The sequence below is a fragment of the Novosphingobium chloroacetimidivorans genome, assembly GCF_014204535.1.
Lineage (GTDB): Bacteria > Pseudomonadota > Alphaproteobacteria > Sphingomonadales > Sphingomonadaceae > Novosphingobium > Novosphingobium chloroacetimidivorans.
This window is the reverse complement of record NZ_JACHLR010000005.1, coordinates 24,289-38,705: the sequence shown is the minus strand read 5'-3', so window position 1 is coordinate 38,705 and position 14,417 is coordinate 24,289. Positions and strand designations below refer to the sequence as shown.

Sequence of the window (14,417 nt, the reverse complement as noted above, 5' to 3'; positions counted from 1 at the left end):
CCATGCAGCAGACCCTTCTCCAAGCCGCGGCACTGATCGTGCCGCTGATCGTCGCGATCGTGTTCCACGAGGTCGCGCATGGCTGGGTCGCATGGATGCTTGGCGATCCGACCGCGCACGAGCGGCGGCGGCTGAGCCTTAACCCACTTCGGCACGTCGATCCCATAGGCACGATCGTGGTGCCCGGCATGCTCGCACTGGCGAGCCTGCCGACGTTTGGCTGGGCGAAGCCCGTGCCGGTGGACCATCGTCGCTTGCGCAACCCGCGCTTCGGGATGATGGCGGTCGCGGCCGCAGGCCCGCTGACCAACCTCGTCCTGGCGGCTTTGGGGGCAGTGACGCTCGGGCTGCTGGTCCGCTCGCAGGCACAGGGCGGGATGGCCCAGTTCGTCGTGCTCAGCCTGACATCGTTCGTGTTCATCAACGTATCGTTGGCGCTGTTCAACCTGCTGCCGATCCCCCCGTTCGACGGCTCGCACATCCTCGAGGGCCTGCTGCCGCGCCGGGCCGCGCGGGCATACGAGAAGCTGCGGCCGATCGGCTTTCCGCTGGTCTTCGTGCTGCTCGTGGTGGTGCCTTATTTTTGGCCGAGCGCTGGGCTGATGCGCAATGTCGTGCTGCCGCCGGTGCTATGGATGCTCGATCAATTCGACGCGCTGGTGCGCGCGGTCGCGGGCGCCTGAGCCATGCCCTCGGGCTGGATCATCCTAGACAAGCCGGTGGGCCTCGGCTCGACGCAGGCGGTGGCCGCAGTGAAGCGCAACTTGCGCGAGGCTGGCTTGGGCCAAGGTCGCAAGGGGGGCGTGAAGGTCGGCCACGGCGGCACGCTCGATCCCCTTGCAAGCGGCGTGCTTCCGGTGGCGCTGGGCGAGGCGACCAAGGTGACCGGCCGGATGCTCGATGCCAACAAGGCGTACGAATTCACGATCAGGTTCGGCGAGGAAACGGACACGCTGGACCTGGAAGGGGCGGTGGTCGCCACCAGCGATGGTCGGCCGACCATGGCGGAGATCGAGGCGATCCTGCCGCGCTTCACCGGCCGGATCGCGCAAGTGCCGCCTGCGTACTCGGCACTGAAGATCGATGGCGAGCGGGCCTACGACCTTGCGCGGGCAGGGCAGGCAGTGGAACTGGCGAGTAGGGACGTGACGATCCATTCGCTGACTGTCCTCCCCGGCACGGGGAAGGGGACCACCGAAGGTGGTGGAGGGGACTCTCGCCACAACGACCGCTCACAGGAAACCGCGAGTCCCCTCCACCACGCTTCGCGCGGTCCCCCTCCCCGCATCGGGGAGGACAGCGTGACTCTCCTGGCAAATGTCTCCAAGGGCACCTATATCCGCAGCCTGGCGCGCGACATCGCGCATGCGCTCGGCGCATGTGGCACGGTGACCATGCTCCGCCGCACGAAAGCCGGTCCATTCGACCTCAGTCATGCGATATCGCTGGACAAGTTGAACGAAATCGGCAAGGGCGCGCCACTTGAACAGATACTCTTGCCGCTGGAGGCGGGGCTGGACGACATCCCGGCCATCGACCTCGACCCGGAGCAGGCAAGGGCGGTCCAACAGGGCCGCGTTCTGACCGGACTGCCCCTTGAAGACGGGCTCCACCTGGCGAGACTGCGGATGATCCCGGTCGCCCTGCTGGAACTGACGGGCGGCGACGCCCGCGTCTCCCGGGGCTTCAACCTCTCTGATGTCGCGGAGTAAGACCATGTCGGTAACGGCTGAAAAGAAGCAGGAAATCATCACCGATAACGCCCGCCAGTCGGGCGATACCGGTTCGCCGGAAGTGCAGGTCGCGATCCTCACCGAGCGGATCAACAACCTGACCGGGCACTTCAAGGCCCACCACAAGGACAACCACTCGCGCCGCGGTCTGCTGGCGATGGTCAACAAGCGGCGCTCGCTGCTGGACTATCTCAAGAAGAAGGACGTGGCGCGGTACAACGCGCTGATCCAGAAGCTGGGTCTTCGCAAGTAAGTTTCACGGCGGCTCCGGGAAACCGGGGCCGCTGCTCTATTGGGCTTCCGAGAAGGAGATCGCTGCAAAGCTGCCATCCTCTAGCTCGTCGCCCCGGACTTGATCCGGGGCCCCGCTTCCCTTGCGGCACATCGTGCGGTCGAAAGAACAAGCGGGATCCCGGATCAAGTCCGGGATGACGGTGGTGTTGGAAGATGGCCAGCGCTGGCTTTCAGGAACCCACTACCGGTCCGATCGCAATTCGGCGTGAGGACCAGGAGCCAAGGCTCCACACCGGACCGGGACGGTATCCCCGGCAGGTAACCCCACGAGGCAATCTGGCCCGCGGGTTGAGGATAGTATCTCATGTTCGACGTAAAGACTGTATCCATGGAGTGGGGCGGCAAGACCCTCACGCTGGAAACCGGCCGCATCGCCCGTCAGGCCGACGGCGCCGTGCTGGCCACCCTGGGCGACACCGTGGTGCTCTGCGCCGTGACCGCCGCCAAGTCGGTGAAGGAAGGCCAAGACTTCTTCCCGCTGACCGTTCACTACCAGGAGAAGTTCTCCTCCGCCGGCCGTATCCCGGGCGGCTTCTTCAAGCGCGAGCGCGGTGCGACCGAGAAAGAGACGCTGACCAGCCGTCTCATCGACCGCCCGATCCGCCCGCTGTTCCCTGAAGGTTTCTACAACGAGATCAACGTCATCGCTCAGGTCATGAGCTACGACGGTGAGAACGAGCCCGACATCGTCGCGATGATCGCCGCCTCGGCCGCGCTGACCATCTCGGGCGTGCCGTTCATGGGCCCGATCGCCGCCGCGCGCGTCGGCTTCGTCGACGGCGAATACACGCTGAACCCCAAGCAGGACCAGACTCTGGCCGGCGAAGGCCGCCTCGACCTCGTCGTCGCCGCCACCGGCGATGCCGTGATGATGGTGGAATCGGAAGCCAAGGAGCTGTCCGAGGACGAGATGCTGGGCGCCGTCATGTTCGCGCATGACGAGATCAAGAAGGTCGTCGACCTGATCATCGACCTGGCCGAGCAGGCTGCCAAGGACCCCTGGGATGTCGACCTGTCGGACAACACCGCGGACATCAAGAAGAAGCTCAAGGCCGCCATCGGCAAGGACGTTGCCGCAGCCTACAAGCTGACCGACAAGTCCGCCCGCTCGAACGCGCTGAACGAAGCGCGTGCCAAGGCGAAGAAGGCGTTCGCGGACGAGACCCCGCAGACCCAGATGGTCGCCAACAAGACTATGAAGAAGGTCGAGGCGGACATCGTTCGCGGCGCCATCCTCAAGGACGGTTCGCGCATCGACGGCCGCAAGCTCGACCAGATCCGTCCGATCGAGGCGATCGTCGGCTTCCTGCCGCGCACCCACGGTTCCTCGCTGTTCACGCGCGGTGAGACGCAGGCGATCTGCACTACCACGCTGGGCACCAAGGACGCCGAGCAGATGATCGATGGCCTGGACGGCCTGTCCTACTCCAACTTTATGCTGCACTATAACTTCCCGCCCTACTCCGTTGGTGAAGTTGGACGCTTCGGCGCTCCGGGCCGCCGAGAAGTGGGCCACGGCAAGCTGGCATGGCGTGCGCTGCACCCCGTGCTGCCGACCAAGGCGGACTTCCCGTACACCATCCGCGTCCTGTCCGACATCACCGAGTCCAATGGCTCGTCCTCGATGGCGACCGTTTGCGGTGGCTGCTTGTCGATGATGGACGCGGGCGTTCCGATCGAGCGTCCGGTGGCCGGTATCGCCATGGGCCTGATCCTGGAAGGCAAGGACTTTGCGGTCCTGTCCGACATCCTGGGCGACGAGGATCATCTCGGCGACATGGACTTCAAGGTCGCGGGCACCGAGGCGGGCATCACCACGATGCAGATGGACATCAAGATCGCCGGCATCACCAAGGAGATCATGGGTCAGGCGCTCGAGCAGGCGAAGGCCGGTCGCACGCACATCCTGGGTGAGATGCAGAAGGCGCTGGGTTCGGCTCGCACCGAGCTGTCGGCCCACGCTCCGCGCATCGAGACGATCAAGATCGACAAGTCGAAGATCCGCGACATCATCGGCACCGGTGGCAAGGTGATCCGCGAGATCGTCGCCGAAACCGGCGCCAAGGTCGATATCGACGACGAGGGCACGATCAAGATCTCGTCCTCCGACGTGAGCCAGATCGAAGCCGCCAAGGCCTGGATCCTGGGCATCGTCGAGGAAGCGGAAGTCGGCAAGATCTACGACGGCAAGGTCGTCAACATCGTCGATTTCGGCGCCTTCGTGAACTTCATGGGTGGCAAGGACGGCCTCGTCCACGTCTCCGAGATGAAGAACGAGCGTGTCGAAAAGCCGACCGACGTCGTCAAGGAAGGCCAGGCCGTGAAGGTCAAGGTCCTCGAGATCGACAACCGCGGCAAGGTCCGCCTGTCGATGCGCGTCGTCGATCAGGAAACCGGTGAGCCGCTGGAGGACACCCGTCCCGCTCGCGAACCGCGCGAACCGCGTGGCGATCGTCCGAGTGGCGGCGACCGCGGTGGCGATCGCGGTGGTGACCGTCGTCGTCCCCGTGGCGACCGCGATGGCGGCGGCCGCGGCGGCGATCGTGGCCCGCGCGGCGGCGGTGACCGTGGTCCGCGCCGTGATGGTGGCGACAACGGTGGCGGCAATCCCGACCACATGCCGGCCTTCCTCAAGGAAGACTAATCCTTGAAGGCTTGAGTTGAAGAGGCCGCACCGGGCAACCGGCGCGGCCTTTTTGATTTACGCTTGAGCGATGTGTCCGGATACTCTCCTGCAAGGCGCCGCCGCCGCAGGCGGTGGTGGAGGGATGTAGCGCTTTCGGTTGCTTGCTCCGACGACGGTGACACGCCTCCGTCAATCGCTACGCGTCTAACATCCCCCTATAGGGGAGAATGCGAGCGCATCTTGTCCTCCCCGGGACGGGGAGGGGGACCGCTCGCGTAGCGAGGGGTGGTGGGGATTCGCGTCCTTACCCGAGCTTGCCGGCGAGCTCCGGAGATGGCGAGACTCCCCTCCACCACGCTTCGCGCGGTCCCCCTCCCCGTACCGGGGAGGACAGGCGTCCCTGCAAGGGTGAGGTGGCGCGCCCGAAGTGCCTGACAGCGTGTCGCCGTTGGCTTAATACGCGAACCGGGAAAGGCAGATCCTCAGCTACGCCCGGCTGGCGTGCCATTTATCGTGCCAAGGCATCGCCCGGCGAACCTCAGCGCGAAGCGTCTCAGCCCGTGACGGCCAGCCTGGGCGCACCCTTGTCGTCCCGCCCGGCGCGCTTGTCGGCGCAGACGACGCAGTTCTTGCCCGCTTGCTTGGCGGAATAGAGCGCAGCGTCGGCCATGGGCACGACGTCGGCGGCGTTGGTCGAGGTCTGCGGCACGCTGCCGATGCCGAACGAGGCGCTGATCGAGACGCCGTGTGCGTCCGACAATCCCTCGATCCGCAGGCGCAGCATCTCGGCCTTGATCGCGGCATCGTCGATCCCGCAGTTGGGCAGGATCACGATCAGCTCCTCGCCGCCGTAGCGAGCGACGACATCGGACGGGCGCAGGGCGGTGACGAGTTGCGCGGCAACGTCGCGCAGCACCGCGTCACCCTTTGCATGGCCGTGCTCGTCGTTGAGGCGCTTGAAGTTGTCGAGATCGATCATCATCACCGACGTGGCGCTTCCCGTGCGCTCAGCCAAGCTGATGTAACGCTCCAGCGCGTCTTCCATGTAGCGGCGGTTGTACAAGCCCGTCAGCGGATCGCGCAATGACTGGGTGCGCAGCTTCTCGCGCAGGGCGATGTTGGAGAGCGCGAGCGACATCGAATCGGCCAGCGCGCGCGCCACCCGACCCACTTGTTCCAGGCGTTCGAAGGCATCCTCACCGTCGATCGAGAGCACCAGCAGGCCGTGCACCTGCCCGCGCGCCATCATCGGCACTTCGATGTGGGGCGTCGTGCCGATGGTGTGCATGCAGCACAGTGTCTCACGCGAAATGTCGTTGATGTGCGGCTTGCCACGCTTGAGCGCCCAGCAATTGCTTGGCAGCAGCGTGCTGCCGGGATGGAAGCTCTCGCTGACGTTCCATGACTTGGCGAGGTCCAGCCGATCGCGCGAGTTGTTGAAGACGTAGAGCGCGCCGCCGAACTCCGGCAGGAGGCGACGCGCGGTCGCCAGCAGGATCGATCCAGCGTCCTCATGATCCTCCGCCGCCTGGAGCATGTCGGTCATCGCGAAGAGTTCTTCGACCTGCTGCTTGGTCTCTTCCGCCTCGCGAAACAACAGGCCCTGCCGAAGCGCCTGCTCGACCGCGCCACGCGCAAAGAACAATCCGATGCAGAAGACCACGAGCACGATCGCGAGAGCCAGGGCGGCGGCGGGGCGAGTATATTCCGCCGGCCCGAATGCGGCGATTGCGATGAACACGCAACTCGGAACCTGGATACCCAGGATGGCGATGCGGCGTGTCGATGTGACCCGCAGATCGTTGGCGAATGAATTCTGTGCCGGCACCGCGGTTCATCCCGTGTTTTTATCACCATGGATGATAAGCAAAATTCCCTAACGAGTTCTAAGCGTCGCGCCCCGGCCGAAGATCGACTCGTCGGCCGTCAAGTAACGGTTCGAAGAAAACAGTGCTGTTGATGAGTGCTTGAAGATCGACCTCACGTTCTATCCGCGATCGGATATTATCGATCCGCAGGCTCAGGCGATCGATTCGCTTCGTGCGTTTGTCTCGTCGATCGAGAGTGGGGCGGTCTTCAGCCTTGCGGCGGGGGCGCGCAGACGATGCGATTACGACCCTGGCTCTTGGCGCTGTAGAGTGCACGGTCGGCGCAGCGCAGCGCCTCACGCGCGTCCTCGTATGCGCATACGTCGGCGATCCCGGCGGAGAACGTGATCTGCCCGAATGGCGTGTCGGTCGATCGGTTGATTAGTCGCCGCCCGGCCATGGCGGTGCGAACTTCGTCGAGCTTGGCGACGGCCTCATCCATGCTCAGCGCGCGCATGACGACCACGAACTCCTCGCCGCCGTGGCGCGCGACGTGGCAGGCATCGGGAAGCAGCTTCGACAACGTCTGTGCGACGGCGCGCAGGATGCGATCTCCGGCCTCGTGGCCGTGAGCGTCGTTGATGCGCTTGAAGTGATCGATGTCGCAGAAGGCCACGCAGAGCGGGTGGCCGGCCTGCTGGGCTTCGGCCACCTCGCGGGCGAACACGGCTTCGAAGGCGCGGCGGTTGGGCAGGCCAGTAAGGTAGTCGACCTCCGCCTCGCGCCGGGCTGCGGCGAGGTTCTTTTCCAGCTGGCGCGTCTCGCGCTCGGAGCGGTCGAGCTCCTTTTCCAGCAGCCGCGTGCGGGAGAGCATGTCGTGCACCATGGCGGCGATCTGGGCGGCGATGGTGTCATCGCCTTGCCCACTCTCGGGAGAGCTCAGGCCTTCGGCGTGCTGCTCGAGCGCGGTGCTGTAGCGACTGGTGGCGCTGCGAGCCTCGCTGGCGGTCTGCGCGAACTGGGCGATGGTGCTTTCCAGCCGTTCGATGAGGTCCTGCAGCGCCTGCATGCCCTCCGCGTTGCCGCGCTTGCCAACCGTCGCTTCGAGCCAATCGACCGTGATCGGCTCGCCGGCGCGTACACGGTCTTCGACCGCACCCATCAGCCGGGTGTCGGTTTCGGCCATGACCTTGTGCGCGATGTCGAGCGTGAAGCTGTTCACCGGCAGCCCGTGCGCGATGACGAAGCTGGAGACGTCGGCCAGCAGCTCGCGCCGGCGCTGCATGGCGTGTTCGGTGTGCGGGTCGAGGCTGGCGATGGCTCGGACCGGCTGCGGATCGCGCGCGCGCCGGCGCTGGGCCAGGCCCAGCCGCTGCAGCCAGCCGGCGCGCAAGGTATGCGTCTCGTCTTCGCTCATGGCTCGGTCAAGCACACGCACCCGAGGCGCAAGTCAAGATGGCTTCATTGTAGGACCGCAGCCATTCCCCCGAATGTTCGTTTGTAGGACAGGTCGCCGGAAGACGGACGATGACCCTTCCTGAGGAGGAAACAGCGTGCTTGCTACTGCACCCGTATTGCCGAGCACGTCGCCTGTATTGGAAGGTGGCCGATGCGACCGTGGGCGCGGGGCTCACGGCGGCGCCGCCGTGTTCGCGGCATGACGTTCCAAGTTGGATGGCCGGGGCTGAGCCGCGCCATCGCTCTCAGCGTGGTGTTGACTTCGGCATTCTGGGTGGCGCTGGGCGCCTGGCTGTTCCACGGCCACATCGCCGCAGATCGACATGGAGATCCAGCCGCGACGAAGCCGTCGACGCAAGGTCCGGCCGGACGCCTGGGCTTGCTGGATGGGCTGACCGGTGGTGCCCCGGCCAGCGCACCGTCGCAAACTCGCCCTCCGGTGCTGGCTCCCTCTCCGGTCCGGGTCGGCTCCCTGGCCATCCCGGTGGCCGGAGTGCCCGCGACCGGCCTGGTCGACACCTTCTCCCAAGCTCGCGCCGAAGGGGCACGCCGGCATGACGCGATCGACATCATGGCGAGCGAGGGCGCGCCGGTGCTGGCCGCGGCGGGGGGTCGGGTCGAGAAGATGTTCCTCTCCGAAGAGGGCGGTAACACGATCTACGTCCGCTCGCCCGATCGGCGGCTGATCTACTATTACGCACACCTCGCCGGCTACGATCCCGCTCTGCGCGAGGGATCGCGGGTGAACGTCGGGCAGCGGCTCGGAACGGTCGGGCACACCGGCAACGCCGATCCCGCGGCGCCGCACCTGCACTTCGCGGTGTGGAGCGCCGACCCCTCGAAGGGCTGGTCCCAGGACGGCGCGGCGATCAATCCGTACCCGCTGCTGACGGGACGGCCGGCGCGCCAGACACAGGTGCCGGCGGTCCTGCCACGCGCCGGACGCTGACGATCTTCACGACCGGGTCGAGCATCTGTCCCTTCATCACGCCCGCGCCCTTGGTGGCGGAGCGGGGCATGTCCCAGATCCTGTCGACCACCTCCATGCCGCCGACGACCTGGCCGAAGGCGGCGAAGCCCGCCTTGCCGTCGGCATCGGGTGCGTCGGGCCTGGCGTCCAGGCCGGGCTGATCGGAAACCATGATCGAGAAGTCGCCCGTAGCCGTGCCCGGGGCGAAGCGCGCCATCGAGATCGTGCCGCGCTTGTGCAGCAGACCGGTCTGGCTGGTCGGCTCGTGCGCCACCGGCTTGAAGGTGCGCGTGGGTTCGTTCTGGGTGCCGCCCTGGATTAGGCCGTTGGGCGGTGTACCCCAGTCGAGGTGCATCGAGCGATAGAAGGCGGTGCCATCGAACCTGCGGCCGTCCACGTACTTGAGGAAGTTCGCCGTGGTCAGCGGCGCGTGCTCGGCGTCGAGATCGACGGTGATCGTCCCGGCGCTGGTGGTGATCGCAACGTAGACGTCCTTGGCAGGCGTTTGCGCAGGGCCCGCGCCCGTAAGGGCGAGCAGGGCAGGGGCGAGCAGGGGCGCGAATCGCTTTAGCATGGGCGCGATCTTGCGCTTGCCTGCCTGCGCGGGGCAACCCGCTGCACCAAAGCGCTTGGCTGCTGAACACAAGATCAATAGTCTCGGGCGACAACGATGCCGGCAGCCAGCCGGCGCATGGAAGAGGAACCCCGATGCGATCCGCACCGGCACTGATCATCGCGGCCCTGTTCATCGCGGAGATGACCGTCACCTTCGAAGCCTCGATGGTCTACGCCGCTCTGCCCACCTTGACGCGTCAGTTCGGGGATCCGCTGAAGGTGGGCTGGCTGATCACCATCCACATGCTCATCGCCGCCGCGACCGCGCCCGTGGTCGGCCGCCTGGGAGACATCCGCGGGCGCAAGCGGCTGGTGCTGATCCTGCTGGCGCTCGCCTTCGTCGGCTCGGTGATCAGCGCCGTCAGCACCAACTTCGGCGTGGTTCTGGTCGGCCGCGCGCTGCAGGGCCTCTCGGCGGTCGTGCTGCCGCTGTCCATCGGCATCGTGCGCGAGAGCCTGCCGGAGGACAAGGTGCCGATGGGCATCGGCGTCCTGACGACGGCGCTGGGTGCCGGAGCCGCCATGGGCCTGGTCGCCGGTGGCGTGATCGTCGACAACCTCGATTGGCACGCTCTGTTCTGGGCGAGCGCGGCGCTGCTCGCGCTGTCGGTCGCGGCAATCGCCGCCTTCGTGCCCGATCGGCCGGGCACGCCGACCCGCCGCCCGATCGACTGGGTGGAGGGCCTGCTGCCGGTGCCGGCGATCGGCCTGCTGCTCTATGCCCTGGGTGCCACGAAGCAGGCTGGCTGGTTCGCGCCGCAAGTGCTGGCGATGCTGGCGGTATCGGTGGCGCTCTTCGCCTTGTGGGGGCAGCGCAGCTTGCGGGCGGAGGAGCCGTTCGTCGACTTGCGCCTGTTCCGCGATCGCGACTTCGCCGTCGCCAATCTGATCACCGTGTTGCTGGGCATGGGGACGATGCAGATCGTCTACGTCTTCTCATCCTACATGCAGTCGCCCGGCTGGACGGCCGTGGGTCTTGGCCTCAGCGCGACCGTTGCCGGCCTTGCCAAGCTGCCTTCGAACTTACTCTCGTTCTTCGCCGGGCCGTTCGCCGGCTGGCTCATCCGCCGCTTCGGCAATCGCCTGACGGTGACGGCAGGCGCTCTGCTTGCGGCGGCGGGCTGGTGCGCGGCCATGCTGCTTCCGGGTGAGTTGAAGCTGGTCATCGCGCTGCTGTGCGTGATCTCGTTCGGGACCACGATCCTGCAGGCGGCGATCCCCAACATCGTCGTCGCCTCGGTGCCGCAGGAGCGCACCAGCGAGGCGATCGGATCGATGCAGGTCGTGCGCGGCATCGCGGCGGCAGTGGGCGCTCAGGTAATCGCGATGCTGCTGGCGAGCCGCACCGTCGCGGCGCCCGAAGGCGGAGCCAATTTCCCCGCGCCTTCGTCCTACCTGCTGACGATGGCAGTCATGGCCGGACTGACGCTGGCAGGTGCGGCCTGCGCGGCGCTGTTGAGAGGGAGCAAGTCGCCGCAAGTCGCGCGGGCTTGAGGCAGGCGAGCTACGCCTGCTTCAACGATCACGAGCACGAACGGGCTGTGGTCGGCAGAGTTGAGGCCAGAAACGCAAAACCCGCGCACTGCCGGAACCGGTCCCGGGTCGAGCCCGGGACGACGGCGACCCAATGGGGCTTACCGCACTCGAGGCCCACCGAAGGGGAGGGGTGGGGGAGGACGGCGCGCACCGCGGGGTAGCTGCGCCTGGTAGGCCCGGCCGCAGTGGTCGACGCAGTACGGGAAGCCAGGGTTCACCTTGTCACCGCAGAAGTGGAAGTCCGGCTCGCCCGGGTGACCCATCGGCCAGCGGCAGATGCGATCGTTGAGGTCGAGCAGACTGGTCTTGTCGGCGATCTCGGCGCTGGGCTTGGCCGGCACGAGGCGACGCGGCGGCGCGGGTGGGATCGGCTGCTGCTGATCGCCCGGACCCTGACGCAGGAAGCCGCCAGGCCCGACCGAGACGATGCGCGGCTGCGGCGCGCGAACCGGCTCGTCGGCAGCTGGCTCTGCGGGCGCGGCGCTCACAGGTGCCGGCGTCGGCGTGGGAGCAGGGCGCTCCACGGCAGGAGCGGCAGCGACCGGCTCGGGACGCGCCGCCGGTGCTTCCTGCTCATCGTCGCGCGATTCTGCCGCAGGGCGCTTGGCCACCGGCGCAGGACGGGCGGGCTTTTCGTTCGGCTTCACCGGAGAAGGTCGCGCCTTGAGGCCGAGGCGGTGGGCCTTGCCGATCACGGCGTTGCGGCTGACGCCACCCAGGTCGTCGGCGATCTGGCTGGCGGTGGCACCGCCCTCCCACATCTTCCGCAGCTTCTCGATCCGCTCGTCCGTCCAGCTCATCTGCAATCCGTTCGTTCCGCCTCGCACCGAGGCCTTGCATCATCATCGGCACCGACAGGTGCCACAATCTTGTCGCTGCGACTGCAGCTATTCGGGCCAGCTTCCGGCCGCAGGACTTGCCTGCGGAGCGGCCAGCCGATAGTCGCGGCACCATGGCCGATCAACCCTCTTCGGCGGAACTCATTTCGCCCGCCCAGATCCCGCAACCTCGCAGCTTTCCGGCGATGGGAGAGCCTGTGATCCACCAGGTGAACTGGATCGGGCTCAAGACCCTGTATATGAAGGAGGTGCGCCGTTTCTTCAAGGTCCAGACCCAGACCATCTGGGCGCCCGCGATCACGACGCTGCTGTTCCTGGTGATCTTCTCCGTTGCGCTGGGCCGCGGCGGCAAGGAAGTTCTCGGCGTCAACTTCGCGACCTTCGTGGCGCCGGGCCTGATCGTCATGGGCATGATGCAGAACGCCTTTGCCAACGCGAGCTTCTCCTTTCTCTCGGGAAAGATCCAGGGCACGATCATCGACTTCCTCATGCCGCCGCTCACCGAGGGCGAGCTGATGCTGGCGATGACCTCTGCGGCCGTGACGCGCGCGATCCTGGTCGGCCTGGCGCTGACCGGTGCGATGCTGCTGTGGCCCGACGTGCACCTTCGCCCGGCGCATCCCTGGGCGATCGTGTGGTTCGGGCTGATGGGATCGTTCTTCCTGGCGCTGCTCGGCTTCCTGTCCTCGATCTGGGCGGAGAAGTTCGACCACAACGCCGCCATCACAAATTTCGTGATCGCGCCGCTCTCCCTCCTGTCGGGCACGTTCTACGTGATCGACAACCTGGCGCCTGCATTCCAGACGATCAGCCGTTTCAATCCCTTTTTCTATGTCATTTCCGGCTTCCGCTTCGGCTTCCTGGGCGTGAGCGATATCGGCGACACCAACGCCGCGGTGCTGCACTCCGCCATCGGCCTGGGCGTGGTCAATGCGCTGCTCGCCACGGTGACCTACATGGTGCTGCGGTCTGGCTGGAAGCTGAAGAGCTAGATCTGTCCTTGCGGGGACTGGTGCTGGACGATCAGGCACCATAGCATGCTCTCCAAACAAAAGAGAGGATCGCGCGATGGACGATATCGAGGAAATCCGGAAGCTGAAGGCTCGCTACTTCCGCGCGCTGGATACGAAGGACTGGGACCTCTATGCCCAGGGGTTCGCGCCTGACATCGTCGTGGATCTGACCAGGGCCGGCGGCCAACGCTTCGAAGGCCGCGATGCCTTCATGGACTATGCGCGCGGCATGACCATCCTTCAGAGCGTGCACCACGGCCACATGCCGGAGATCGAATTGACCGGACCGGAGAGCGCCACGGGTGTCTGGGCCATGGAAGACTACAACATCTGGGAGGACGGCAGCCAGAACAACGGATGGGGTCACTACCTGGAAACGTACGTCAAGCGTGACGGGCGCTGGCAGATCGCCACGCTGGCGCTCTCCTACTTGCGGGTTGAGCGCAGTTTCGGCACGGCACCCATCATCGCGGGCGCGGAAGGGCGCGATCACCTGCGAGGCGCAAACCCCGCAGGCTGACGCCGCAGACGCCGGCTTAGTGTGCCATGCCCCGGCGTATCTGGTAGTGACCGCCGGCATAATCGTGGAACATCTGCGCGATGGAAGGGTGGTCCACCGGCCCGCTTTCACCGTCTTCCAGCAGGTTCTGCTGGCTGACGTAAGCGACGTAGCTGCTGTCCTCGCTCTCGGCCAGAAGGTGGTAGAACGGCTGCTCGCGCTGTGGACGCACATCGGCGGGGATGGATTCGTACCACTCTTCGCTGTTGGCGAAGACCGGGTCTATGTCGAAAACCACGCCGCGAAAGTCGTGCAGCTTGTGCCGCACGATGCTGCCGATGGCGAACCTGGCCCGCGCACTGCGCGGCGCCTCGATCATGCGGCCAGCCTGGGGAAGATAGAAAGAGGCACGGTTCATGCTGTTCATGGGCGAAATATAGGCGCGCGAAGAGCCCGAAACAAGCAAGCTGCCCGCTTCATCCCCCAAAAGCAGTCACAAAGGGCTTGGCAAGCCCGCAACCATGAGCTAACCGCCCGCTTCGCTCGACCGGCGGGACCTTCCCGCTACCAGCAAAGACCTCGCGGAGAGGTGGCAGAGTGGTCGAATGCGCCGCACTCGAAATGCGGTGTACGGGTAACCGTACCGTGGGTTCGAATCCCACCCTCTCCGCCATTAACATTTCTTGGTCGCAAACATCCTGTAACAGCCTGAACGGCAAGGATAATTCGGCGGTTCGAACGCCCTCATTCCAGTCATATTCCAGATGAGAGCCTAACGTGAGATTCAGCACGATACGCTTGTCATCGAACGTGCCATTATTCCAAAGATTCCAAGGGTTTGCGATAAACTCAAAAGCGGTTCGAAAAGTTTCGTCATAGTCCTGTGCGACTGTGCCGCACGACGCCACTTTTTCGTTCAGAACCAGCTTTTCCAGTTCGAGTTTTTCGACCTCACTCTCGTACCGTGAGATTACAGCGCGACTCTCTGCTTCCATGATCCGGTCAAGCAGATTGCCGATCCGCTTT

The 14,417-nt window shown here is 65.7% G+C and carries 13 protein-coding genes and 1 tRNA gene; 9 read left to right on the top strand and 5 right to left on the bottom strand.

Annotated elements, in window-relative coordinates; translation table 11 throughout:
* Positions 1 to 2 precede the first annotated feature (2 nt).
* From HNO88_RS07370 to pnp, 4 genes are all read left to right on the top strand, one after another.
* Positions 3 to 683: a site-2 protease family protein gene (locus HNO88_RS07370; protein WP_184243650.1), complete on the top strand. Its 681-nt coding sequence runs from the start codon at positions 3 to 5 to the stop codon at positions 681 to 683.
* A gap of 3 nt (positions 684 to 686) precedes the next feature.
* The gene (truB, locus tag HNO88_RS07365) at positions 687 to 1,712 is read left to right on the top strand and encodes a tRNA pseudouridine(55) synthase TruB (RefSeq protein ID WP_184243648.1); all 1,026 of its coding nucleotides are present in this window, start codon (positions 687 to 689) and stop codon (positions 1,710 to 1,712) included.
* Positions 1,713 to 1,716: 4 nt separating this feature from the next.
* Entirely contained in the window at positions 1,717 to 1,986 is a 270-nt protein-coding gene (gene rpsO / locus HNO88_RS07360; RefSeq protein WP_159864440.1) for a 30S ribosomal protein S15, read from the top strand.
* A gap of 345 nt (positions 1,987 to 2,331) precedes the next feature.
* A complete protein-coding gene (gene pnp / locus HNO88_RS07355; RefSeq protein WP_184243646.1) occupies positions 2,332 to 4,671 on the top strand; it encodes a polyribonucleotide nucleotidyltransferase in 2,340 nt (779 codons plus the stop codon).
* Between the two features lie 535 nt (positions 4,672 to 5,206).
* Here the strand turns inward: pnp and HNO88_RS22835 are convergent.
* Complete coding sequence (locus HNO88_RS22835; protein ID WP_184243644.1) at positions 5,207 to 6,481, bottom strand: sensor domain-containing diguanylate cyclase; 1,275 nt, start codon at positions 6,479 to 6,481, stop codon at positions 5,207 to 5,209.
* Between the two features lie 248 nt (positions 6,482 to 6,729).
* Entirely contained in the window at positions 6,730 to 7,878 is a 1,149-nt protein-coding gene (locus tag HNO88_RS07345) for a GGDEF domain-containing protein (protein ID WP_184243642.1), read from the bottom strand.
* 240 nt (positions 7,879 to 8,118) lie between these two features.
* Here HNO88_RS07345 and HNO88_RS07340 point away from each other — a divergent pair, with 240 nt between their 5' ends.
* Complete coding sequence (locus HNO88_RS07340; protein ID WP_184243640.1) at positions 8,119 to 8,868, top strand: M23 family metallopeptidase; 750 nt, start codon at positions 8,119 to 8,121, stop codon at positions 8,866 to 8,868.
* Here HNO88_RS07340 and HNO88_RS07335 read toward each other — a convergent pair.
* Complete coding sequence (locus HNO88_RS07335; RefSeq protein ID WP_184243638.1) at positions 8,789 to 9,463, bottom strand: peptidylprolyl isomerase; 675 nt, start codon at positions 9,461 to 9,463, stop codon at positions 8,789 to 8,791. The genes HNO88_RS07340 and HNO88_RS07335 overlap by 80 nt on opposite strands.
* Before the next feature lie 134 nt (positions 9,464 to 9,597).
* Here HNO88_RS07335 and HNO88_RS07330 point away from each other — a divergent pair, with 134 nt between their 5' ends.
* Positions 9,598 to 10,998 carry an MFS transporter gene (locus HNO88_RS07330; protein WP_184243636.1) on the top strand — a complete coding sequence of 467 codons (1,401 nt, stop codon included), beginning with the start codon at positions 9,598 to 9,600 and terminating at the stop codon, positions 10,996 to 10,998.
* A 140-nt stretch (positions 10,999 to 11,138) separates the two neighbouring features.
* Here HNO88_RS07330 and HNO88_RS07325 read toward each other — a convergent pair whose 3' ends face one another.
* Positions 11,139 to 11,840 carry a GcrA family cell cycle regulator gene (locus tag HNO88_RS07325; RefSeq protein WP_184243634.1) on the bottom strand — a complete coding sequence of 234 codons (702 nt, stop codon included), beginning with the start codon at positions 11,838 to 11,840 and terminating at the stop codon, positions 11,139 to 11,141.
* Positions 11,841 to 11,992: 152 nt separating this feature from the next.
* On the opposite strand from HNO88_RS07325, the gene HNO88_RS07320 reads away from it, so the two are divergent.
* Both HNO88_RS07320 and HNO88_RS07315 read left to right on the top strand, forming a co-directional pair.
* On the top strand, positions 11,993 to 12,871 hold the full coding sequence (locus tag HNO88_RS07320) for an ABC transporter permease (RefSeq protein WP_184243632.1): 879 nt from the start codon (positions 11,993 to 11,995) through the stop codon (positions 12,869 to 12,871).
* A 76-nt stretch (positions 12,872 to 12,947) separates the two neighbouring features.
* Positions 12,948 to 13,412 carry a nuclear transport factor 2 family protein gene (locus tag HNO88_RS07315; protein ID WP_184243630.1) on the top strand — a complete coding sequence of 155 codons (465 nt, stop codon included), beginning with the start codon at positions 12,948 to 12,950 and terminating at the stop codon, positions 13,410 to 13,412.
* A 16-nt stretch (positions 13,413 to 13,428) separates the two neighbouring features.
* On the opposite strand, the gene hspQ is transcribed toward HNO88_RS07315, so the two are convergent.
* Positions 13,429 to 13,809: a heat shock protein HspQ gene (gene hspQ, locus HNO88_RS07310; protein WP_184243628.1), complete on the bottom strand. Its 381-nt coding sequence runs from the start codon at positions 13,807 to 13,809 to the stop codon at positions 13,429 to 13,431.
* Between the two features lie 165 nt (positions 13,810 to 13,974).
* Here hspQ and HNO88_RS07305 point away from each other — a divergent pair.
* Positions 13,975 to 14,064: transfer RNA gene (locus HNO88_RS07305), tRNA-Ser, on the top strand.
* Positions 14,065 to 14,417: the final 353 nt, after the last annotated feature.